The organism is Corynebacterium sp. HMSC065H09 (genome assembly GCF_001812845.1).
GTDB lineage: Bacteria > Actinomycetota > Actinomycetes > Mycobacteriales > Mycobacteriaceae > Corynebacterium > Corynebacterium jeikeium_D.
Map to the genome: position 1 here is coordinate 20,872 of NZ_KV810585.1, position 23,021 is coordinate 43,892.

17 protein-coding genes are annotated in these 23,021 nt (G+C 59.6%); 9 read left to right on the top strand and 8 right to left on the bottom strand.

Translation table 11 applies throughout. The features are described 5' to 3' along the window. The first annotated feature begins 31 nt into the window (after positions 1 to 31). Together HMPREF2878_RS04050 and HMPREF2878_RS04055 are read left to right on the top strand one after the other, a co-directional pair. Entirely contained in the window at positions 32 to 199 is a 168-nt protein-coding gene (locus tag HMPREF2878_RS04050) for a DUF3117 domain-containing protein (RefSeq protein ID WP_005509573.1), read from the top strand. A 295-nt stretch (positions 200 to 494) separates the two neighbouring features. Continuing rightward, on the top strand, positions 495 to 1,370 hold the full coding sequence (locus HMPREF2878_RS04055) for a methyltransferase domain-containing protein (protein ID WP_048732862.1): 876 nt from the start codon (positions 495 to 497) through the stop codon (positions 1,368 to 1,370). A 3-nt stretch (positions 1,371 to 1,373) separates the two neighbouring features. Here the strand turns inward: HMPREF2878_RS04055 and budA are convergent, their stop codons facing one another. The 3 genes from budA to glgA form a co-directional block, all read right to left on the bottom strand. Beyond that, on the bottom strand, positions 1,374 to 2,123 hold the full coding sequence (gene budA, locus HMPREF2878_RS04060; RefSeq protein ID WP_080969585.1) for an acetolactate decarboxylase: 750 nt from the start codon (positions 2,121 to 2,123) through the stop codon (positions 1,374 to 1,376). A gap of 130 nt (positions 2,124 to 2,253) precedes the next feature. Then, positions 2,254 to 3,777: a glycoside hydrolase family 5 protein gene (locus HMPREF2878_RS04065; protein ID WP_070652890.1), complete on the bottom strand. Its 1,524-nt coding sequence runs from the start codon at positions 3,775 to 3,777 to the stop codon at positions 2,254 to 2,256. Positions 3,778 to 3,979: 202 nt separating this feature from the next. Next, positions 3,980 to 5,176, bottom strand: coding sequence for a glycogen synthase (gene glgA / locus HMPREF2878_RS04070; RefSeq protein WP_070546826.1), 1,197 nt, complete (start codon positions 5,174 to 5,176; stop codon positions 3,980 to 3,982). 112 nt (positions 5,177 to 5,288) lie between these two features. Here glgA and glgC point away from each other — a divergent pair, with 112 nt between their 5' ends. Further along, positions 5,289 to 6,506, top strand: coding sequence for a glucose-1-phosphate adenylyltransferase (gene glgC, locus HMPREF2878_RS04075; RefSeq protein WP_042388575.1), 1,218 nt, complete (start codon positions 5,289 to 5,291; stop codon positions 6,504 to 6,506). Positions 6,507 to 6,818: 312 nt separating this feature from the next. On the opposite strand, the gene HMPREF2878_RS04080 is transcribed toward glgC, so the two are convergent. Then, entirely contained in the window at positions 6,819 to 7,493 is a 675-nt protein-coding gene (locus tag HMPREF2878_RS04080) for an O-methyltransferase (protein WP_049189280.1), read from the bottom strand. A gap of 158 nt (positions 7,494 to 7,651) precedes the next feature. On the opposite strand from HMPREF2878_RS04080, the gene sigE reads away from it, so the two are divergent. The 4 genes from sigE (at position 7,652) to tatB (ending at position 10,768) form a co-directional block, all read left to right on the top strand. Further along, positions 7,652 to 8,305 (top strand): RNA polymerase sigma factor SigE, encoded by a 654-nt coding sequence (gene sigE, locus HMPREF2878_RS04085; RefSeq protein ID WP_049193704.1) that lies wholly within the window; start codon positions 7,652 to 7,654, stop codon positions 8,303 to 8,305. Between the two features lie 51 nt (positions 8,306 to 8,356). After that, complete coding sequence (locus HMPREF2878_RS04090) at positions 8,357 to 8,749, top strand: anti-sigma factor family protein (RefSeq protein WP_052317810.1); 393 nt, start codon at positions 8,357 to 8,359, stop codon at positions 8,747 to 8,749. Beyond that, a complete protein-coding gene (locus tag HMPREF2878_RS04095) occupies positions 8,749 to 10,068 on the top strand; it encodes a S1C family serine protease (protein ID WP_070652891.1) in 1,320 nt (439 codons plus the stop codon). The genes HMPREF2878_RS04090 and HMPREF2878_RS04095 overlap by 1 nt, the downstream gene beginning before the upstream one ends. Before the next feature lie 112 nt (positions 10,069 to 10,180). After that, a complete protein-coding gene (tatB, locus tag HMPREF2878_RS04100; RefSeq protein ID WP_070652892.1) occupies positions 10,181 to 10,768 on the top strand; it encodes a Sec-independent protein translocase protein TatB in 588 nt (195 codons plus the stop codon). A gap of 244 nt (positions 10,769 to 11,012) precedes the next feature. Here the strand turns inward: tatB and HMPREF2878_RS04105 are convergent, their stop codons facing one another. Next, positions 11,013 to 12,146, bottom strand: a complete 1,134-nt coding sequence (locus HMPREF2878_RS04105; protein ID WP_049193006.1) for an Mrp/NBP35 family ATP-binding protein — start codon at positions 12,144 to 12,146, stop codon at positions 11,013 to 11,015. A 319-nt stretch (positions 12,147 to 12,465) separates the two neighbouring features. On the opposite strand from HMPREF2878_RS04105, the gene HMPREF2878_RS04110 reads away from it, so the two are divergent. After that, positions 12,466 to 12,948 carry a YflT domain-containing protein gene (locus tag HMPREF2878_RS04110; RefSeq protein WP_042388577.1) on the top strand — a complete coding sequence of 161 codons (483 nt, stop codon included), beginning with the start codon at positions 12,466 to 12,468 and terminating at the stop codon, positions 12,946 to 12,948. A gap of 43 nt (positions 12,949 to 12,991) precedes the next feature. On the opposite strand, the gene HMPREF2878_RS04115 is transcribed toward HMPREF2878_RS04110, so the two are convergent. Next, complete coding sequence (locus tag HMPREF2878_RS04115) at positions 12,992 to 14,215, bottom strand: magnesium and cobalt transport protein CorA (RefSeq protein ID WP_070652893.1); 1,224 nt, start codon at positions 14,213 to 14,215, stop codon at positions 12,992 to 12,994. Positions 14,216 to 14,258: 43 nt separating this feature from the next. Between HMPREF2878_RS04115 and HMPREF2878_RS04120 the strand changes: the two genes are divergently transcribed. Next, complete coding sequence (locus tag HMPREF2878_RS04120; protein WP_070429353.1) at positions 14,259 to 15,014, top strand: type 2 periplasmic-binding domain-containing protein; 756 nt, start codon at positions 14,259 to 14,261, stop codon at positions 15,012 to 15,014. Between the two features lie 352 nt (positions 15,015 to 15,366). Here HMPREF2878_RS04120 and HMPREF2878_RS04125 read toward each other — a convergent pair whose 3' ends face one another. After that, positions 15,367 to 19,035, bottom strand: coding sequence for a multifunctional oxoglutarate decarboxylase/oxoglutarate dehydrogenase thiamine pyrophosphate-binding subunit/dihydrolipoyllysine-residue succinyltransferase subunit (locus HMPREF2878_RS04125; RefSeq protein WP_048732838.1), 3,669 nt, complete (start codon positions 19,033 to 19,035; stop codon positions 15,367 to 15,369). A 103-nt stretch (positions 19,036 to 19,138) separates the two neighbouring features. Then, entirely contained in the window at positions 19,139 to 22,984 is a 3,846-nt protein-coding gene (locus HMPREF2878_RS04130) for an ABC transporter ATP-binding protein (RefSeq protein ID WP_168165344.1), read from the bottom strand. Positions 22,985 to 23,021 lie beyond the last annotated feature (37 nt).

Below are 23,021 nucleotides of genomic sequence, written 5' to 3' on the forward strand. Positions count from 1 at the left end.
ATCGACATTGTCTTAGAACGAAGGAGTTCACATGGCAGCAATGAAGCCGCGTACCGGTGATGGTCCGCTGGAGGCAGTTAAAGAGGGCAAGAAGATTGTAATGCGCGTCCCCGCAGATGGTGGTGGGCGCCTGGTGGTGGAACTGTCCCCGGAGGAAGCCAAGGAGCTCGGTGCAGAGCTTGTAGCAGTAGTGGAGTAGCAGAGTAGTGGGGTAGTGGCCGGGTCTGACCGGTCTTGACCCAGCGGCGACCTACACAGGTGGTGTAGGTCGCCTTTTCTTCTTCAGGTGATAACGGCTCGAATGAGGGTTTATGAACAAAAAGTACGGGCTGCAAATGTGAAACTGTGCGAGTTTATGACACTTTCAATCCAGTTTTCGGGCAATTTTTGTCATAAACGTAGTCAGTAACTCGCATTGGAGTTACTTGGCTGAGCTCGACACGGGCTAAGATAGTGAAAATTATTTTTCTAGCTCAGTTTGAGGAGTGACCGACGTGCTAGCTGACATCATTGATGTGCTTGCTGACCCCATCGATGGCACTGATTTGAAGTTTGGTGATGCCGAACGAATGACTCTGAAGTCCGAATCCGGACATAGCTATGATGTCGCCCGCCAGGGTTACGTTACGCTCGCCGGTGGGGCTGGCCTGCGCTACACCGGCGATGACGCCAAGATGATTACCGCCCGCGAGGAGTTCCTCTCTGGTGGCCACTATGCTCCATTCGTTGAGGCAGTTACAGGCAACGTCCAGGACGTGCTTGACGACGCCAACGTGTCCGAGGCCGCCAGCCCAGTCATCTGCGAAGTCGGTGCGGGCACTGGTTATTACCTCGCACACACGCTGGACAGCATTCCCAATTCCCGGGGCGTGGGCATCGACGTCTCAGTGCCGGCCGCCAAGCACCTGGCCAAGAGTCACCCGCGGCTCGGTGCGGTTGTGGCCGATGCGTGGGCGCGTCTGCCGCTGCGTGATGGCTCCATCGATGCGCTTACAGTCGTCTTCGCACCTCGCAACGCGGAGGAGTTCGCTCGCGTGCTCAAGCCGGGCGGCCAGGTTGTGGTTCTGACTGCCACCACTGGTCACTTGGGTGAGCTTCGTGAGCCACTGGGCATCATTGATGTCGAGCGCGGCAAGGTCGAGCGCATGATTTCCCAGGCAGAGGGGCACCTCGTGCCTGTTGGCGACCCGGAGCTGGTGGAGTTCGGTATGAACCTCAACCAGGGTGCAATCGCCGCACAGATCGGTATGAGCCCGTCGGCACGCCATATTCACCCGGAGGTGCTGCAGGAACGCATTGCGGCGCTACCTGCAGAGATGCACGTCACCGCCCGTGCCTACGTCACTCGTCTTGGCCGCCCGGGAGACTAGCGTTTACTCCTTGACCTCGGTTTTGTGAATCTGCTCGTCCAGGTCTTCCGGATCCAGGTCAGCATCCGAGAATTCCGCCGTTAGCGGAAGGCGAAGCTGCAGGTCAGTGCCCGGGCACAACTCGATAGTGCCCGAGCGCAGCTTAAAGTCCAGCACATGCCCGCCGCCGGTGCCGCCTTCCGCAAGGAAGTGCACGTGACAGCCGGGCACCGAAATTCCCTTCTCGTACACCGGCGTGCGGAAGCCCGCAATCGTGCCCCGCAGGTTCTCAAAATCAACCGACGCGTCTTCTTCCGTCGCATCAACCATCTTCTGGTACGGCTTTTCCTGCTTTACGACGGTTCGAGTCTTCACCCACTCAAATTCGCCGGTAATCCGCAGTGCGTACATAAAATTTTGGCTCGGCACCAGGGAATCGATGATGGGGCTAATTTCCTTGCGAGTCAGGTTTTCCGGCGCATCCATCACCGTGTGGGGAACGAAGTTGGTCACCACCGTGTAGGGGCTGCGCTGATCCATGGTGGCCCGGGTCGCGGAGCCGTCGTGACGCACCTGCCAGCAAACACCGTCGAGGATTACCATTTCGCCATCGAGACCGTCGAAGGTGCCGATGCCGAAGTTGCCATGACCAAGGATTTCGCCAATGGTCATCTCGCCGTCGTAGATGCCATCGAGCAGTGCGGACATCAGTGAGTTTTGGAAAATTGTGTGTCGGACCGTTGGAAAATTCTCGTGAGTGGTCATGGAAGCCATTATATTCGCGGTGCTTGTGGCTCAGTTTGTTCGGCGTTTTCGGTCCGATGGTGTGGGAGGACCCTGCGGCACGAAAAACGCCCTGCGGAAGAATCCACAGGGCGTGATTTGGTGAATCGAGCGGTTGGTTCTACTTCGGCCGGATGGTGACTGACACGTGGTCAGCAGTGGAGACGATATGAACCGTCTGGCCATCGGCAGCGACAGTGGCGTGGCCACCCTCGACATTCACTGTGAACCCATTCGGGAAGTTGATTGAGGGCACAACGAGCTCGCTGGTGGAACCAGGTGCGAAAACTCCGGTGCCGTCGACGCGGCTATTGTTCCAGCTGGCCTTGTAGACACGGGTGTCGCGGTTCCAGTCAGTAGCCTGCGGGGTGCCTGCGACCGCTCGCAGGTGTGGAGCGGCGAGGATGGTCATCTTGTCGCGGTTGAAGGCATCGGCACCTACAGGTCCTGGAACAGTAGGGTCGAAGACCATGCCCTGTTCCTTCTGGTTCTGCGTCGTCGGGTCGTTGCATCCGCAGTAGGACCAGTACTGCCAGCCGACCATGTGGCGGCGGGCAAGCGAAATTACGCCATTGAGGGTATCGGCATCGTCGGTCGCACCGAACTCGGACAGCAGTGTGGCCGAGCCGTTACCGGATGAGACGATTTCCGCATTGTCGAAGGTACGACCATCGAAGAAGTCACAGCCCGTGTAGGTGTTGAACAGGGCATTCGTGGTGCAGTAGACATGCCAGCTGAGGGCCGTACCAGCGGTTTCAGGAACCTCCGGGGCTGCCGGATTCGTGTTCAATCCGGTGTTCCACATGGAGTAGGGCTCGTAGTGGACAATAGCGTCCGGGTCCTTGTCGACAATCTGATTGGCAGCCTTCTGGTGCAGTTCATCGAGCTTTTCCTTAGCCGGGCCGCAGTCGCCGAGAGCCAGATAGCACAGTGGGTATGCGGAGCCTGGCCACGGTTCATTTATGATGTCGTAGCCCATCAGTCCCGGCATGTCGCCAAGGCGTTTGGCGACATGGCCCCACATGGCTGCGTAACGCTCCTGCAACCCAACGCCGCCTGGCCCTTCGCGGTTATTCAGGAAGTTGTCGCATGCCCTAATGAGTCCGATATTGAGAGCCTGGTTAGCGGGGAAGCCAACCTTTAAGAGGCTGGGAACCCCGTCGTCAATGACAGCCCAATCCGGGGCAAATTCGCCTTCGAACTTCTCGTTGTACATGTCCTGGTGGGCATCGACCAAGACCGCGATTCCACGCTCAGTGAGCATGGAGATAGTGCGGGCAATGGAATCCAGGTATTCGTCGTTGTACTCGCCGGGCTTTGGCTCTACTGCTTTCCAGATAATGCCGACTCGCATGGAGTCGAAGCCCTGCTGCACGAGCCAGTCAGCATCGTCCTCGTTAAAGCCTCCGGCCTCTGGGGTGTAAGGATCGTGCTTGTAGACGATGTTCGATCCCTGAGTGAGGAAAGCACGGCCGTCACCGTCGGTAAACCAGCGACCGGACTGTCCAAGGGGACCACGCTCGGTGATGGTAGCGGTACTAGGGGATGGGGCTACTTCTGTAGCGAGCGCCTGATGCGGTACTGCACCCGCTAGCGCTATGGCAATGGCGGCACCAACTGCTGCCACCTTCTTAGTGAATCTCATACTCAGTATGCTATTGACCAGGAATGATAAATTCAGCCAAAACTTAAATTAGGTTTAGGAAAGTGGGCAAAGGCATAAGTAAATGTCCTGAACGGGGTTAGTAAAAAGGCTAAAAAAGGCCCACCGCTTCCTTCTCGGAAGCGATGGGCCTTATGAGGAGACTCCGTTCGCCGCGCATCCGTGGCGTCTCGCAGACAGCCAGCTACATCAAAGACTTATAGACCTCGACGGTCTGCTGAGCGATGTTCTCCCAGCTAAACACATCTTCAGCGCGCTTCTTACCCGCCTGGCCAACCTTGGCAGCGCGGTCGCGGTCGGCGACCATGTTGTTGACAGCGGCAGCGATGCCTCGTTCGAAGCCCTCCGGATCGGACTCGTCGTAGTGAACCAGAGTGCCGGTTTCACCATCGACGACAACCTCCGGAATACCGCCGACATCAGAGGCGACAACGGCGGTGCCACAGGCCATAGCCTCGAGGTTAACGATGCCCAGCGGCTCGTAGATGGACGGGCAGACGAAGGAATCCGCGGCCGTCAGAATCTCCTGGATCTTCTCCTTCGGCAGCATGTCCTGCACCCAGAAAATGCCATCGCGCTTCTCCTGGAGGTCATGGACGAGCTGCTCAGTCTCCTTCGCGATTTCCGGGGTGTCCGGAGCGCCGGCGCACAGAACGAGCTGCACACCGTCGTCGAAAAGCGATGCGGCCTTGACCAAATGAGCGACACCCTTCTGACGGGTGATGCGGCCGACGAACGCGACCATCGGGCGAGACGGGTCAACGCCGAGCTCCTCCAGGACAGACCAGCCGTTCTGTTCCTTGGACTCTTCCCACGTCGGGCGCGGGTACCACAGCTCGGTGTCGATACCGTTCAGGACAACGTGGACCTTGTCGGGGGAGATACGCGGGTAGGCATCCAGGATGGCGTCCTTCATGCGCGCGGAAACAGCAATGACAGCGTCTGCGTACTCCATAGCATTGCGCTCGGACCAGCTGGAAACGTCGTAACCGCCGCCAAGCTGCTCGCGCTTCCATGGGCGGTGCGGCTCCAGTGAGTGCGCGGTTGCCACATGCGGAATGCCCTTGAGCAGACCAGTGAGGTGACCGCCCAGGCCTGAGTACCAGGTGTGAGAGTGGACGACATCAATGTCGGTTGCCGCGGCGGCATTTGCCATGCGCAACCCCGTGGACAGCGTCTTAATCGAGGCGTTGGCATCCTTCAGCTCCGGGTCAACGCCGTGGACATATACATCCGCCTCATCGCGAGGAGCACCCATGCAGTGCACATCGACGTCAACGCCGTCGAGGCCGCGCATGAAACGAGTCAGTTCAGTTACGTGAACACCTGCTCCGCCGTAAATCTCCGGAGGGTATTCCTTGGTCATCATGGCAACACGCATAGTTCCAGCGTAACCAGATTTGACAATTTCCGTCGCTTGATATGCCTGGGTGTGGGTAGCGGGGAGGGGAGACTGGCAGCGAGGAACGTAAATCGCATATAGGTTGGTTGGTGTGAGGAGTCAACCACATGTTTTGTCCATTGTCCTTGCCGGTGGCGAAGGCAAGCGTCTCTTCCCGCTGACGGAAGACCGCGCTAAGCCCGCCGTGCCTTTCGGTGGTAGCTATCGGCTTATCGACTTCGTGCTGTCGAACCTGGTCAACGCAGGTTTTCTGAAGATCTGTGTGCTGACCCAGTACAAGTCCCACTCGCTCGACCGTCACATTTCGCAGGCGTGGCAGCTGTCCGGCATTACCGGCCAGTACGTTACCCCGGTGCCGGCTCAGCAGCGTCTGGGTAAGCGCTGGTTCACCGGTTCGGCGGACGCGATTCTGCAGTCACTGAATTTGGTTTATGACGAGGATCCGGAGTACGTCATCGTCTTCGGTGCCGACCACGTCTATCGCATGGATCCGCAGCAGATGCTGGAGGCCCACATCGAGTCTGGCGCTGGCGTGACCGTCGCTGGTATCCGCGTCCCGCGTTCTGAGGCCAGCGCATTCGGTGTCATCGATGCCGATGACAACAACCGAATCACCGAGTTCCTGGAGAAGCCGGCAGATCCGCCCGGCACCCCGGATGACCCGAACTCGACGTTCGCGTCGATGGGTAACTACATCTTCACTACCTCCGCGCTTATCGACGCTATTAAGCGTGACTCGGAAGATGAAAACTCCGACCATGACATGGGCGGAAACATCATTCCGATGCTGGTAGAGGAGGGCGAAGCTTTCGTCTGGGACTTCAAGGACAGCTACGTTCCTGGTGAGACCGAACGTGACAAGGGCTACTGGCGTGATGTCGGTACCATCGATGCCTTCTACGAGGCCAACATGGACCTGATTTCCGTCCACCCGGTGTTTAACCTCTACAACAAGAAGTGGCCAATCCACACCTTCTCGGAGGAGAACCTGCCTCCGGCCAAGTTCGTCCAGGGCGGTATTGCTCAGGCTTCGATGGTCGGTGCTGGTTCGATTGTCTCCGGTGGTACGGTCCGCAACTCGGTGATTAGCACCAACGTTGTGGTCGAGGACGGCGCGACGGTGGAGGGCTCGGTTCTCTTCCCAGGCGTTCGCGTCGGCCGCGGAGCAGTGGTTCGCCACGCGATTTTGGACAAGAACGTTGTAGTTTCAGATGGCGCCATTATCGGTGTCGATCCGGAGAAGGACGCAGAGCGCTTCAAGGTCAGCGCTGGCGGCGTTGTGGCCGTTGGTAAGAACCAGGTTATCTAGGCTGGTTGAGTCCGAGCGGCTGCAAAAGGCACGTACCGTGGGGTACGTGCCTTTTCTCCTTTAACCCTTTTTGCTGCCTAGTTGCTACCTAGCCCAAAACCGGCAACCCCAAAAATCACGGGCTTCGCATGTGAATACGGGCTGCAAATGTGAAACTGTGTGAGTTTATGACACTTTCACGCCATTTTTCGGGTCACTTTTGTCATAAACGCAGTCAGTAACTTGGCTTGACCCGCCGCCGCTGTCATAAACGCAGTCAGTAACTCGGCTCGGCCCACCGCTGCCGCTAGCCAGCCGGCCAACAGTAGAAAACTACTTCTTCACCAGCACAGTGGTGCCAGCTGCTAGAGGTAGGCGCATCACGTAAGCGTCGTCAAGCTGGAGCATATATTCGTCGGCTTCACGGGCAGCGACGGTGTCACGGTCAGTGCGTGACGAGTCAGCGACAGTGCCGTCGAGGAGCGCGCCGGTCAGGACGAGCGCGCCACCGGAGCGAAGCAGCGGCCAGGCCTTTTCCTGGGCGGCGCGGAGGATCGCCGGGGCGACGTCCAAGTAGACCAAGTCGTAGGAGTCGGCGGCCAGTCGATCCATGACCTCCAGTGGCTGCGAGGGCAGGAAGCGCTGTCGGTTGGGGCGGATGCCTGCGGCTCGGAAAGCGGACTTCGCCAGAGACTGGTGCTCGAGCTCCGGGTCGATGCAGGTGAGAACGCCGTCATCGCCGAGACCCGCGGCCAGGTGCAAACCGACGACGCCTGCCGCAGGCGATGCGATGACAGCGGCAGGGTGACCGTCGCGGCGGGCACTGGTCAGAGCCATGAGCGAGGTCAAAGCGGCGCCGGTCATCGTATCGGGGACGGCAACTCCGTATTCGCGAGCGCTCACTCGGGCGCTTTCAAGGGCCTCGGAGACTACGGTCGTGTTGTTGACGTGCTGTGCAATAGCGTCACGTGCGGATAGCGGGGTAGCAGAAGAACTCGTTTCGGACACGCTTTATAGCGTAGGAAAAAACTTCGGGCAGGGTAGCGGGGCGCGCCGGTCAGTGCCGGACTAGGTGGGTAAACAAGCCTCAAACTTGTCTGGACTCTCAAACTATTTTCAGGGTAAGGTCACTACAAACCTAAGGTTGGTAAGGAACACTGAACTTCATGCCCGAACGAGTCAAGTCCGAACGAGTCAGCGCAGGCGCCAGCCGCGAGGACGCCGCGTCCGCTGACGTAACTGAGCAACTGTCCGGCACCGCGGCTTTTGACGCAGGTGTGGGGGAGATGCCGTCGTGGTCGGAGCTGGTTCAGGCCCACGCGGATAGTGTTTATGGGCTCGCATATCGGTTGACTGGTAACCAGCAGGACGCGGAAGACCTGACGCAGGAGACATTCATGCGTGTGTTCCGCTCGCTGAAGTCATACCGTCCCGGCACTTTTGAAGGCTGGCTGCATCGGATTACCACTAACCTGTTTTTGGATATGGTCCGGCATCGGCAGGTCATCCGGATGGAGGCGTTGCCGGAGAACTACGACCGTGTCCCGGGTACGCTGAAGACCCCGGAGCAGGCCGTCGATGACGCGATGCTCGACCCGGATTTGGAAATCGCGCTGGCTGAGCTGCAGCCGGACTATCGCGCGGTGGTTGTCCTCTGTGATGTGGTGGGGCTGACCTACGAGGAAATTGCCAGCACCCTTGGGCTCAAGATGGGCACTGTGCGTTCGCGTATTCACCGGGCACGTTCCAGCTTGCGGGCGACGTTGGAGCGCCTGGAGAAGGAACGACAGGAGCTGCCGGAGTCGGTCACCGCAGGCTAGATTTCCCGCACTCAATCCGCGGGAGCGGCTATTGTGGGGCTAGTTAAATAGGTGCGATTTCTGGAGGTGCTGCAGTCTGTGATTCAGCAGGGCGATGACAAGCGTTTTTTGTCAACGGAGCATCTCGGCACCGAGGCAATTGCCGCTTTTGTTGACGGCGAGTTGTCGGTCGTAGCTGAGCGTCGTGCGCAGGCGCACCTGATGGCATGCCCGGAATGTCGCCGGGAGGTCGCGAAGCAGCGGCAGGCGGCCAAGCGTCTGCGTGATAGCGCGCCCTTGCACATTCCAGCTGAGCTGCGCGCTCGTATTGCTGATTTCGCAGGCAGTTGCGAGGACTCAGAGCCCCATCGGTCGGCGCGGCATCTCGCGCACCGTCCGCCGGAGTCGCTGAGTGCCGCGTTGGAGCAGATTGTTCGCGGTTTTCGTAAAGGTGGTAGTCACTAGTGGGCAAACATCGCTCTTTCGATGATTCCGCGTTTGCCCCGGACTCCGATCGTGCCGCCGCAACTGGCGGGTTACAGCGTGCTCCAGGGCAGAAGCTTGACGACGACACCAGTGCCACCGCCCAAGAGTATTCGCCGTGGCAGGATTCGTCGTCACGCATGACGACGGGGCGTCCAGCCCGCAAACCCGAAGCGAAAAAGAAGCCTCGCCCGAAGACGGCTCCCCGCGTCAGCGCGCGGGAAGTGATTTTTGGCCGCGAGGTGCCGTGGCGTGTGATCGCGGCGTCGTCGGCCGTGGTGCTGCTCATTGGCGGTGTTGGCGGCTTTGTTGGCGGTTGGGCTGGCAAGACTTTCCGCTCGGACTACCAGCGTGTGGAGCTGCAGCAGATCGAGGGGCGGCCGGGCAACGGTGATTTGACTGAAATCGGCAAGGTGGCGGAGGCTCTTCGTCCCGCGGTGGTGTCGATTGCGGTCAGTGCCGGTGAGGTCTCGGGCGTGGGCTCGGGGTTTGTCATTGATGGTGACGGTCATATTTTGACGAATAACCACGTCGTTTCGGCGGTGGCGGACCGGCAGGATATGCAGGTCTCCGTAACGTTTTGGGACGGCGGAAAGCTGAAGGAAGTGCCGGCCAAGATTATTGGCCGCGACCCGAAGACCGACCTCGCTGTGATTAAGGTCGAAGATGTTGCGGGGCTGACTGTGGCGCAGCTTGGTGATTCCAACGCGGTTGCGGTCGGTGACACAGTGATTGCGATGGGCTCGCCGCAGGGGCTTGGCGGCACGGTGACCTCGGGCATTGTCTCGGCGCTCAATCGCCCGGTGCGCCTGGCTGCTGAGGGGACCGACACGGACGGTTACGCCGATGCGATTCAGACCGATGCCTCCATCAACCCGGGTAACTCGGGTGGTCCACTGGTGGATATCCGCGGTGCCATTATCGGTATTAATACGGTGATTTTCAGTAGTTCGGGTGGCTCACAGGGGTTGGGCTTTGCGATTCCAATCAATTCAGCCGTTGCCATCGCGGAGCAGCTCATCGCCGGTGAGCAGCCGGTTCATCCGGGGATTGGCGTGACAGCGCGCACGGTTTCCAATGGCGCACTGACTGGTGCCGAGATTGCCAGCATCCTGCCGGGAGGCGTTGCCGACCGGGAAGGCCTGCAGGAAGGCGATGTGATTACGGCTGTGGGAGACCGCGCGGTATCGTCCGCAGATGAGCTCACGGTGGCGCTGTGGACTGTTGGCGCTGGTAATGAGGCGGTATTGAAGATCGTTCGCCACGGAGCCGAGCTGGAGGCGAAGATCACGCCGGAGTAGGGGGGGCGCTGGTTTCGACCGGTTTCGGCTGGTTTCTGCGGATTTGGCAGATTTGGTGGATTTGGCCGCGCAATGCTGCATGCGAGGTGCACTGTAACTAAGGTGGTATAACGTGTTTTCTAATGTTGGCTGGGGCGAGATTCTTGTCCTCTTTATCCTCGGACTAATTCTCATCGGACCTGAGCGGTTGCCGAAGGTAATTGAGGACGTCCGCGCATTGCTTCTGGCTGCGCGCACCGCAATCAATGACGCACGCGATAACCTCTCGGACGAGTTCGGTGAAGACTTCGACGATCTTCGCAAGCCGCTGCAGGAGCTCAACGATCTCCGTCGTCTCAACCCGAAGACCGCCATCACCAGGACGCTTTTCGACGGCGATGACACCTACCTGGACATGCTCTCCGGTAAGCCCGCAGCGGGTGGTGGCGGAACTGGTGCAGCCGGAGCTGCAGGAGCGGCAGGAGCGGCCGGGCCTGCGGGTCAGCAGTACCAGCAGTCCAATACGAACCAGCCAGTGCAGCCGGCTCCGTCGCAGCAGCCGCTCCCGCAGTCGGCTCAGCAGCCAGCCCAGCAGCCGGGAACGTGGCAGGATCCAGTTGCCCAGGCCCGCCAACAGCAAGCGCAACAAACACCACAGCAGCCGCAACAACCTCAGCAGCCCCGTGGGGTGCAGGCCTGGGTTGACGACGACAACCTATAGAGGTTGCAAACCGTTCCCGACCGCAAGTTACTGACTAGGTTTATGACACTTTGAGCACAAATTTTGTCACGAAACTGTCATAAACCTAGTCAGTAAGTGCACGCAGCCACTTTGATGGATGCACCGCCGAAAACACCCACAACACATACGCCCCAGACACCGCAGCCACAAAAGCAGACGCCCCCTTCCCGGCACCGAAACTACCGGGGAGGGGGCGTCGCTGTGATCGTCGTAAAGCGAAGGCCTACTTCGGAGTCACGCCCAGGCCGAGCGACTTGCCTGCGAGCGACTCGCGACGAACAACCAGCTTGTCAGCGATGGCGTTCAGGGCCTCGCCCGCGCCCGAATCCGGCTTGGACAGGACAATCGGGGTGCCCTTGTCGCCGCCTTCGCGTAGCTCTGTGTCCAGCGGCACCTGGCCGAGCAGCTCGACCTTTCCGCCGGTGATCTGGGTAAGACGACGGGCAACGGTCTCGCCGCCACCTGCGCCGAAGACCTCCATCTTGGAGCCGTCCGGCATCTCCATCCAGCTCATGTTCTCGATGACACCGGCGATGCGCTGGCGGGTCTGCAGCGAAATGGTGCCGGCGCGCTCTGCGACCTCGGCGGCGGCCATCTGCGGGGTAGTAACAATCAGCAGCTCAGCGTTCGGCACGAGCTGCGCCACGGAGATGGCGATGTCGCCGGTTCCCGGGGGCAGGTCGAAAAGCAGGACGTCCAGGTCGCCCCAGAACACGTCTGCGAGGAACTGCTGGATAGCGCGGTGCAGCATTGGCCCACGCCAGACAACCGGTGCGTTGTCGTCGACGAAGTGTCCGATAGAAATCAGTGACACGCCGTGCGCCTGCGGAGGCATGATCATGTCGTCGACCTGGTGCGGCTTTTCCTCGGAGCCCATCATGTGCGGGATGGAGTGTCCGTAGACGTCGGCATCGAGGACACCGACAGAAAGGCCCTTCGCGGCCAGCGCGGCGGCGAGGTTCACGGTCACGGAGGACTTACCGACGCCACCCTTACCGGAGGCGACGGCGAACACGCGGGTGCGGGAGTCCGGCTGGGCAAACGGGATCACAGGCTCGGAGGCGGTGCCGCGGACGGCGTTGCGGAACTCGCGGCGCTGCTCGTCATTCATCACATCGGTGGTGACGGTGACGTTGCCAACGCCCTCGATACCGTTCAGCGCCTCTTCGGTGCGCTCGATGATGGTGTTTTTCATGGGGCAACCGGCAATGGTGAGGTAAATCTCCACGGCCACGTCATTGTTGTCCGCCACCGAGATGGACTTGACCATGCCAATCTCGGTAATCGGGCGACGTACCTCAGGATCTTCGACCTGCGCCAGGGCGGTGCGAACTTCAGCTTCAGTAATCGTAGACATTATGTAGTGAATCTTATCGTGAGACCCCGCAAGACAAAGAACTACTGACAAAATCAGTAGTTTGCCGCTTTACGACGGTCACAGCGACCAACCCTTCCGGCAAGAGCGGTGGCGGTGGAATGGGCGGCGGACCAGTCGGTGGAACAATTGCCAATCGTCTGACGTTGTCCTTGATAGAACGCCTTTTGGCGATAGTTTTAGCAATATTTTCAGCAACTGAGTCACCATTTACTGTGACAACAACTGCAAGGGAACGGTGAGAGTACCGATGGCAAATGGGGAAGCGGGCAGCGGTTGGGGGAGCGGCCGGGAACAGAGCATGAAGTCCCGGTTGCCTCAGCGCCAGGTGCCCGAGGGGTGGCCGGTGGGCAGTTTCACCAACTACTCCGACGCGCAGGCGGCGGTGGATTCGCTCAGTGATCGCGATGAGTTCCCGGTTTCCGACCTCACCATCGTCGGTGTTGACCTGATGCAGGTGGAGCGCGTAGTCGGCAGGCTGACCTGGCCGAAGGTGCTCGGCGGCGGCGCACTGTACGGCCTATGGATGGGCCTGTTCTTCGGCCTGATTCTGGGGCTTTTCCAGGAAGATTGGGTGAGCCCGCTGATTGTTGGCCTCGGTATGGGCGCCATCTTCGGCATCGTGCTGGCCGCAGTTCCGTACGCAATGCAAAACGGCAAGCGGGATTTCTCGAGCACTACGGAGATTGTTGCCCGTCGCTACGACGTCCTGTGCAATCCCCGCAATGCCGAGCGGGCCCGTGACCTGTTGGCGCAGCGGGCGCTCGGTGGGAATCGCGGGTAGGTTGCTGTATCCGTCGTAAAGCGATGCCTGCCAGAAGCAGTACCTACAGCCACTTGTTGCGGCGCAGGACCCACACCAAAAACGCCACGATGGCAAACATGATGGCGAGGACGATGAAGTAGCCGTACTCCCAGTGCAGCTCGGGCATGTGGTCAAAGTTCATGCCGTAGATGCCGGCCAGGGCGGTCGGGACGGCGAGAATAGCCGCGTACGCCGAGATGGTACGCATATCCTGGTTCTGCTGCAGCTGGATTTTCACGGCGGCGGCGTCGATGAGGGCGGAGAGTCGTTCGTCGAGTCCGGAGACGAGGTCCGCGGCGGCGAGCTGGTGGTCGAGAACATCGGAAAGATAACGGCTGACGTCCTTAGGCATGATGTCTTCCCGCAGATTCATCAGGGAGCGCAGTGCCGGTGTCAGCGGATCGATCGCGTGGCGCATTTCCAGAATCTCTCGTTTGAGGATGTAAATGTCCTCAATATCCGAATCCAAGTTCGGCTCGAAGACTTCGTCTTCCATGATCTCCACGCGATCTTCCAGCTGCATAGCGATGCGCAGGTACGCATCGACGAGGTTGTCCGTCAGTGCCCACAGCACGCCCGCGGGGCCGTAGTCGATGGCGTCGGTGGTGTTCTCCACGCGTGCGCTAATGCGCTGCATATCCGAGCTAGGCATGCCCATGCGAATGGTGATGACGTACTCCGGGCCGATAACAATCATCAGCTGGCCGGAGCGAATAATCTCATTTTCGTCATCCGCGAGACCTTCCGGGGAGTAGTGAATCGAGCGAATAACAAAAACAACGTGATCATCGTGGATCTCAATCTTGGGGCGCTGGCGGTTAGTCAGTGCGTCCTCCACCGTCAGCTCATCCAGCCCGTAAAGCTCAGCGATGGCATCCATCTGTGTCGCGTTGGGGCGCGACAACGACAGCCACGTGAAGCCCTCGCCAAAATTCCGTACCTCGGACAGCCCGGAGAAGTGGTCGTAGGTGCCCGGCAACCGCTTGCCGCCGATGTAGACGCCGCAATCGCGCAGGGCATCGCGCACCGCCCTCGACTGTCCTGTTCCTGTGCTTGACGACGAGCCGTTGGTGCGCGTCACCTTCGAGACAGCCGACTTCGCTGCGGATTTAGCCGCATTCGTCGCCCGAGTGGTTTTACCGGGTTTTCCTGTGGCCGACGGTTTTTGGCTTTGACTGGCCGAGCTAGTTCGCGGATTGCGAGCCTTCGCCGAAGCGCTGATGTTGCGGCTTTTCTCTTCGCCCATTCTGGGTGACCTCACAATCCGTTCGTAGGTTACGCTGGTGTCGATGATTGATTTTAGACGTGCGAACGCCGGGTTCCACTTTCGCATCCGCTCAATGGGGTGCAAGGGTAGCTCCACGGCTACTGCGTGCACTTTTACCGCCCTGGCATTGGTCACTGGGGCGACGGGGTTCGGTCTTGCCGCATGTTCTGATTTGGATCCGCAGATGCCCGTTCCTCCCGAGCAGGAGGCGGTGGTGACTGTCGGGGCAGACCTACGCAACCCTGAGCAAGCAGCTCTTGCGTACGTGTATGCGCAGAGCTTTGAGAGGATAGGGCGGCAAGCGGAGGTCGTCGGCATTCGCGATGCTGACGACCGGTTGCGGGCCGTACGCAATGAAGCGGTCCTGGTCTCCTTCGGATGCACAGGTGAGCTACTCGGCCTGAGCGACCCTGCGTCGGCGGCTTCACTGGCGGAGGAATACGCGGACGACTCCACCCCGGACAAGCAGTTCAGCGGCGAGTGGCGCGACCGTGTGTACGACGCATTTTCGCGGTCGCTGCCGGGTGAAGTTATGGCCACCGACGCGGGCATGGCACAGGGCTGCGCGGATGTGTCAGCTGACAATGCTGGGGCTGACTTGCCGCAATGGCTTGTGCCTTTCTACGTCAAGCCAGCGTTGGACCGAGATGATCGAGTCCGCGTGCTCAATGAGATTGCGGGTTCGCTGAGCACTGAGGACTTGAAGCTGATGACCCGGGCTGTGGCTGGTGGCGCCAGCCCTGAGTTGGTCGCTCAGGAGTGGCTGGACAAGGCGTAGTCGGGGCGGCGGGGGCTAGTTGTGGCGGTATCTGACGCGTATCTGCTGTTGGCTGCCGCCAAGTTTGTTGAATAACCCATGAATGCGGGCTGCAAATGTGAAACTGTGCGAGTTTATGACACTTTCAATCCAGTTTTCGGGCAATTTTTGTCATAAACGTAGTCAGTAACTCGCATTGAGGACTAAGTAGTAAATGGTGCCGACCCGGTGGCACGCCGACCGGACACGCTTTTTGACTATTCGCCCTTGATGCCTGGCAACGATCGCCCAAGCAACAGGAAAGGGGCTCCAACCGAACGGTTGGAGCCCCTTAGCGTTCACACGCTAACTGGTGAAGACCAGTCAATGAGACCTACTTGAGAGCCTCTTCCAGCAGAGCCTTCTCCTCAATCTGGTGTACCTTAGCCACACCAGTTGCGGTGGAGGACTGTGCACGGCGGGAAACGCGGGTCAGCTTCGGCATATCCGGCAGAACCTCTGGGAGGTTCAGTGCCAGGAACGGCCATGGACCCTGGTTAGCCGGCTCATCCTGAACCCAGCGGACTTCCTCAAGATCCGGGTAGGACTCGAAGATGTCGCGGAGGCGGTTGTGCGGCAGCGGGTGCAGCATCTCCAGGCGAGCGATTGCAAGATCGTCGCGCTTGTCCTTCTTGCGCTTCTTCTCCAGCTCCCAGTAGATCTTGCCGGAGCAGAGCAGCAGGGTCTTGATGCCGGACTTGTCCTTGGACTCGAAGTTCGGGTCATCGATGACCGAGCGGAACTTGTTCGGGTTGGTGAAGTCCTCGACAGCAGACGCTGCCATCTTGTTGCGCAGCATTGACTTCGGCGAGAACACAACCAGCGGACGGTGCAGGTCGGACAGGACGTGGCGACGCAGCAGGTGGAAGTAGTTAGCCGGCTCGGACGGCTGAGCAACGGTGTAGGAGCCCTCGGCTGCGAGCTGCAGGAAGCGCTCGATACGTGCCGAAGAGTGGTCCGGGCCCATGCCCTCGTAGCCGTGCGGCAGCAGCAGGATCAGCTTGGAGGTCTGACCCCACTTGGCCTCGCCGGAGGAAACGTACTGGTCAATGGTGGTCTGAGCGCCGTTGGCGAAGTCACCGAACTGTGCTTCCCAGAACACTGCTGCGTCCGGGTTACCCAGGGTGTAGCCGTACTCGAAGCCCATGCCTGCGTACTCGGTCAGAGCCGAGTTGTAAATCATGAAGCGACCACCGTTCTTGGACTTACCGTAGGCGTCGATCGGGTTGTATTCCGAACCGTCCTCGGAGTCAATCAGAACTGCGTGGCGAGAGGTAAAGGTACCGCGGCGGACATCCTCACCTGCGAAGCGGACGTCGATGCCAGCACCGGTGAAGGAGCCGATTGCCAGCAGCTCGGCCATACCCCAGTCGATGCCACCTTCCTGAGTCATCTCCGCGCGCTTCTTAGCGACCGGCGCAACACGCGGGTGAATCTTGAAGCCCTCAGGGAGGTTGACGTAAGACTGACCAATCTCGACGATTTCAGCCTTGTCGATGCCGGTCTTGAGACCGTGCGGCAGCGGCTGAGAACCGGCGATACCGGTCTGCTCGCCCGGCTTTGCGTCCTGAGCTGCGCGAACCTCGTTGAAGACCGCTTCCATCTGGTCATGGAAGTCTCGGCGTACTGCTTCGTACTCTTCCTCGGAAATGTCACCGCGACCGATGAGGTCCTCGGTGTACTGAGCACGAACGCTTTCCTTCTCGTCGATGATCTTGTACATCAGCGGCTGAGTCATGGACGGGTCATCGGCCTCGTTGTGGCCGCGCTTGCGGTAGCAGACCAGGTCGATGAAGACGTCCTTGCCGTAGCGGTTACGGTACTCAACAGCCAGCTGGCCGACCCAGACGACAGCCTCCGGGTCGTCACCGTTGACGTGGAAGACCGGGCAGCCGTATGCCTTGGCGATGTCGGTTGCGTAGTAGGAGGAACGACCGGAGTCCGGCGAAGTGGTGAAGCCAATCTGATTGTTCACCACGATGTGGACGGTACCGCCGACCTTGTAACCACGCAGGGACATGAGGTTCAGGGTCTCCTGGACAATGCCCAGGCCGGCGAAGGATGCGTCACCGTGCAGCAGCAGCGGCATGACGGAGTAGCCCTCTTCGCCCTTGTTGATCTTGTCCTGGCGTGCACGAGCAAGACCCTCAACGACCGGGTTGACGGCCTCGAGGTGGGACGGGTTCGCAGTCAGGGTGACGTCAATCTCGCCCTCGCCGAACATCTGGATGTGACGGCCAGTAGTACCCAGGTGGTACTTGACGTCACCAGAACCGCCGACCTGTGCCGGGTCGATGTTGCCTTCGAACTCGGTGAAGATCTGGCGCAGTGGCTTGCCGACGATGTTTGCGAGCACATTCAGTCGACCGCGGTGTGGCATACCGATGACGACCTCATCCAGGCCAGCGCCAGCAGCGGTGTCAATGGCGGAGTCCATCAGCGGAATCAGCGACTCTGCGCCCTCAAGGGAGAAGCGCTTCTGGCCGACGTACTTGGTCTGCAGGAAGTTCTCGAATGCCTCAGCGGCGTTCAGCTTCTGCAGGATGTACTTCTGCTCAGCGTGGGACGGCTTTGGCTGGCCGCCCTCAATGCGCTCTTCCAGCCACTCGCGCTCTTCGCGGTCGAGGATGTGAGCGTACTCGGAACCGACCTTGAGGCAGTATGCGTTCTGCAGGCGCGAGAGAACCTCGCGCAGCGTCATCGTCTCCTTGCCGCCGAAACCACCGACGTTGAAGGTACGGTCCAGATCCCACAGGGTCAGACCGTGCTCCTCAATATCGAGGTCAGCGTGGTTCGGAGCGGAATCATTCGGCTGGTCAGAACGCAGCGGGTCGATATCAGCCAGCAAGTGACCGCGGGAGCGGTAGGCCTCAATCAGACGCATAACGCGGGTGTTCTTGTCGATACCCGTGTTCGGCAGATCCTGTGCCCAACGGATTGGGGTGTAGGGGACGCGCATGGTCTGGAAGATGTGGTCCCAGAACTTGTCGTCGACGAGCAGGTTGCTCATCGTGCGCAGGAACTCACCGGACTCTGCACCCTGGATAATGCGGTGATCGTAAGTAGAGGTGATGGTCACCAGCTTGCCGATGCCCATCTCTGCCAGACGGTCAGCGGAAGCACCAGCGAACTCAGCCGGGTAATCCATGGAACCGACACCGATAATCGCGCCCTGGCCCTTGGTCAGGCGCGGGACGGAGTGGCGGGTACCGATGCCGCCCGGGTTGGTCAGGGAAATGGTGACACCCTGGAAGTCCTTACCGGTCAGCTTGCCGTGGCGAGCACGAACGACGATGTCCTCGTAGGCGTCGACGAACTGCTTGAAGGTCAGGGTCTCACACTCGCGGATAGCGGCAACTACGAGCGAGCGAGAGCCGTCCTTAGCTGGCATATCAATAGCCAGGCCGAGGTTAATGTGCTCCGGGGTAACCAGAACTGGCTTGCCGTCAACCACCTTGTAGTTGTTGTTCATGTCCGGGTGGAGCATGACAGCCTTCACCATGGCGTAACCAATGATGTGGGTGAAGGAAATCTTGCCACCGCGGGCGCGTGCCAGATGATTGTTAACCAGGGTGCGGTTTTCAAACATCAGACGTGCCGGCATATCGCGAACCGACGTAGCGGTCGGCATCTCCAGGGAGACATCCATGTTCTTAGCGATAGCCCGTGCGACGCCCTTCAGAGGCTCCTCGCCGGATTCAACAGCCGAAACCTTGGCTGCTGCATCCATTGGGGACTTCTTTGGCTTCGGGGACGCCGGCTTGTTCGGGGTCTTAGTTGGTTCGACCCCCTTGGATTCACGACGTCCGGTTGCCTTAGCTTCCTCCTTCGTGGCTGCTGCTGGCTTTGCCATATTGGAAAGGTCCTCGCCCTTTTGGGACGGGGTGTGGGTTGCGAAGAATTCGCGCCATTCCTGACCCACAGATTGTGGATCCTTCTGGAATTGCTGGTACATCTCGTCGACCAGCCATTCGTTCTGGCCGAAGCTCATGTCGCTGCTCACGGCAGGTACTCGCCTCTTTTCGTCTTAGTTTTACTAACTCACGTTTATTCTAATTAGCGCAAGTGTCAAAGTGTCATTCAAGGATAACGAAAATTCTGAATTACTACACCGTCGCGCTCCCCATATGGTACTTGCTCCAAAGCTCTGCGTATTGGCCACCCGCCGCTAGGAGCTCGTCATGGGAGCCGTCCTCGACAATACGCCCGTGGTCAAGTACCAAAATCCGGTTGGCCCGAGCCGCTGTAGCCAGGCGGTGGGCCACAATAATTGCCGAGCGTTGACGCGACGCACGGTCAGTGGCTTCAAGGATTGCCGACTCTGTTGCAGGGTCGAGTGTCGCGGTGGCTTCGTCGAGAAGCAGCAGTTCAGGACGCATCATTTCGGCACGAGCGAGTGCGATGAGCTGACGCTGTCCGGAGGAGAGCCCTCGGCCATCTGGGCCGACGGGGTGGTGGAAGCCACCGGGCAGGCTGGCAATGGTGCTGAGGGCACCGACGTTTTTCGCGGCCTGCTGAATTTCAGCATGACTGCTGTCCGGTAGACCGTAGGAAATATTTGTTGCTACTGTCCCCGAAAACAGGTGTGATTCTTGGGGGACATAGCCGAGGGTGCGTCGCCAATCGTTAAGAGGGAAGTCGCGGATGTCAGTTTCGGAGGCTCGCACCACACCGTCAACTGGATCGTAGAACCGAGCAAACAACTTAATGATTGTTGATTTTCCGGCGCCCGTGGATCCGACAATTGCGACTGTTTCTCCGGCAGGAATCTGCAAATCGAGAGCATCGAGAACCTGCGGGCGTTCGTGCTCAGAGTCGGCGGCGGAGTAGGAGAAAGTTACCTTGTCTAAGCGCAGGTCGCCAGCAGCTGCGCGGGACGCGCCGTCAGTAGTGCCGTGATCTGGCATGGGGGCGGTCTGTAGGAGGTCATCAATGCGATTGAGGCCGACCTTCGCCTGCTGGTAGCCGTCGAAAACATGGGACAGCTGCTGAATCGGGCCAAAGAGCATTCCTAGGTACAGCGTGAAGGCGACGAGTACGCCGGGCGTCGTGGTTCCCGAAGCAACCTGTTGGGCACCGACAGCCAATACCGCGGCTGTTGCCAACTCAGAGACGAAGTTGATGCCGGGGAAGAATAGAGCCACGGCCAGCTGCGCTCGCTGACGAATTGCGCGGTACTTATCGGATTCCTCGGCAAAGGAAGATTCGATATCGGCGACGCGGTGGTACATCTGAATCTCGCGAAGCCCACCAATGGTCTCCTGAAAATCAGCGTTGACCAAGGAGAGCTGCTCGCGTGCAAACTTGTATAGGCGCGAGGAGATTCGGCGGAATACCAGGGTGGCCACCACAATGATGGGAAGCGATGCCAACGCCACTGCGGCGAGTGACACCTGTGTGGCAAGCAACAGCGCTGTGACACCGAGCAGAGTAAACGCGGCGATTGCCCCTTCTGCCAGTCCCGTTTGCAGGAAAGAGGAGAGCGCATCGATGTCGGTTGTCATCCTCGTCATGATGGCGCCCGAGCGATTGGCCTCGAAGTAGTTAATGCCAAGCGACTGCAGGTGACGGTAGCAACGCACACGCAGGGCATAGAGCAGCCGCTCACCAGTGCGCGCAGTAATAACAGCATTTGTGGCTACGGCAAGCCAACTGATGAGGACCGTCGCCAAGCCACCTGCGGCGCAGGCCCACAGCACGGCCTCATTGTGCTCACTGATGCCGTGGTCAATGGCGTAGCGCACGAGCATGGGGAACGCCAGATCGGCGACGGCAATGAGGGCGAGCAGCGCAATGACACTTATAAATAGGCCACGGACATAGGACAGCAACCGGCGCAGAGAAAAAAGCTCGGAGTTGTCGAGTGCCGCAGCGGGCACACGCGGTTTTTCGGTAGCGGGTGGGAGGTTTCGCACGCGCTCGAGTAGCTCCGGCGTCGCAGGCGCATTGGCGAGAGCCGCCCCCATGCCACCACGACCGCCGCCGCGGCCACCGGGGCCACCGGGTCCACCTGGACCGCCTGGACCTCCTCCGGCTCGGCCAACCCCGCGGCTCATTTGAGAAGTGGCACCTCCGGGAAGCCGCGCAGCGGTGTCTGGCGTGGAGTTGTCGGAGGTTGGCGCGGTTTCGTCGGGCCAGAGTTCCTCGGGGCTGGGGTCCTCACTGCCAATGGGGTCGAGAACGAGGTTTTCGATTTCGGGGTAGGCGTTCTGGTCGATGTCCATCAGCTCGGTGAAGCGCGGATGAGAAGTAATCAGTTCGGCTTTGGTTCCAATGCCGGTGATGGCACCGTCTTCGAAAATGGCGATGTGGTCCGCCTGCTCGAGAGTGGAAGATCGATGCGCCACGATGACGATAGTCGTATCCGCCAGCTGTGAGGTCAGCGCGTTGAAGATTTCCAACTCAGTTGCAGCATCGATTGCTGAGGTCGCGTCATCGAGAACCAAAACTCGAGGGCGGGCGAGGAATGCCCGTGCTAATGCCACACGTTGAGCTTGTCCGCCGGAGAGATTATGCCCGCGCTCGCCGATGGCTGTGTCCCACCCCTGAGGCAGGTCGTCGACGAAGTTGACCTGGGCGGCGGTCGCTGCGGCGATAATCTCTTCCTGGGACGCCGCGGGATTGGCGAATGCGATGTTCTCACGCAACGTGCCCGCAAATAGATAAGGAGTGTCCGGAACGACAGTAATAGCGTCATATACGTCGCTGGAGAGAATGCGCGCGGTATCTGTGAATGTGCCGTGGCTGGGCGCATCGATAGTGATAGTTCCCGAATCCGGCAGATAGTGACGGCCGAGTAACTCCGTGGCGATAGTCTTTCCGGACCCCGGTGGGCCAATCAACGCTAAGGTCGCCCCTGGCGCGACGGAGAATGAGACATCGTCGATAAGCGTGCGTCCGCCACGGCTGTGGGTGACGTGGTTGAAGCTGATGCCAACGGGGCCGTCGGGGAGAGGAAGCGTGTCGGTGGGTTCGGGGTTGTCTGGTCGGGCGTCGATGACATCGGAAATGCGGTCGATGCTTGCCGACGTCAGATGTATCGAGATGACCATGTTGGAGACCAGACGCGACAGGGCAGTCAGGCTGGTGAGATACGTGGCAAAAGCTACGAACGTGCCTAGGGTGATGTGTCCGTTAATCGCGAGCCAGCCACCGACCGCGATATTTCCGACGAGGGACAGTTGCGGCAACGACTGTAGCGCCGGTTGGAATCGAGCGCTGAGTTTTGCCGCTCGCAGGCGGAGGGAGTAGAGCAGCGACGAGTTACGCTCCATCTTCGCAACTTCGTTGTCACCCTGCGCAAACGCCTTGACAACGCGGATGCCGGAAACGGTTTCCTCGACTTGTCCGGCGATCTCGCCTGCTTGCTGTTGGGCAGCCCAGGTTGCGGCATGGAGTTTGTCACGCGAATTCACTGCAATGTAGACAATCGCTGGCACCACGGCGAGGCCGACCAGTGTCAGGGGCAGCGAGAGGGCGAGCATGATGCCGATTGTGATGAACAGCTTGACGACGGATCCCAGCGTCAACGGCAACATCGCCAGTAGTCCGGACACTGCCTGGAGGTCAGAAATTGACCGTGACACAACCTGGCCGGTGTTGACTCGGTCTTGTGCTGGACCATCGAGGTTTTGTAGGGAGCGAAGGATCTTTAGTCGCAGGTCGTGCTGAACATCAATGGAGAGTTTGCCGGAGAAGAATCTGCGCCCCATCTGGGCGACGAAGCGTACTAACGCGATGGTCAGAAATACAGAAATGACTGCCTGCAGGGGAGTTAGGGAAGGCAGTAGGCGTGCGGGGACACCGCCATCGGAAGTGCCCGTTGCCACATCAATGGCATCTCTAGTGAGAAGTGGAAGTACGGACTCCAGCCCGACAACGATTAGCGCTGCGACAACGACACCATAGAGCGGTAGTGGCCTGTGAAGAGACTGTTTCCACAAGAACTTCATGGGAGAGGTTCTGAGGGGTTTGCTCTGGGCCATGGTG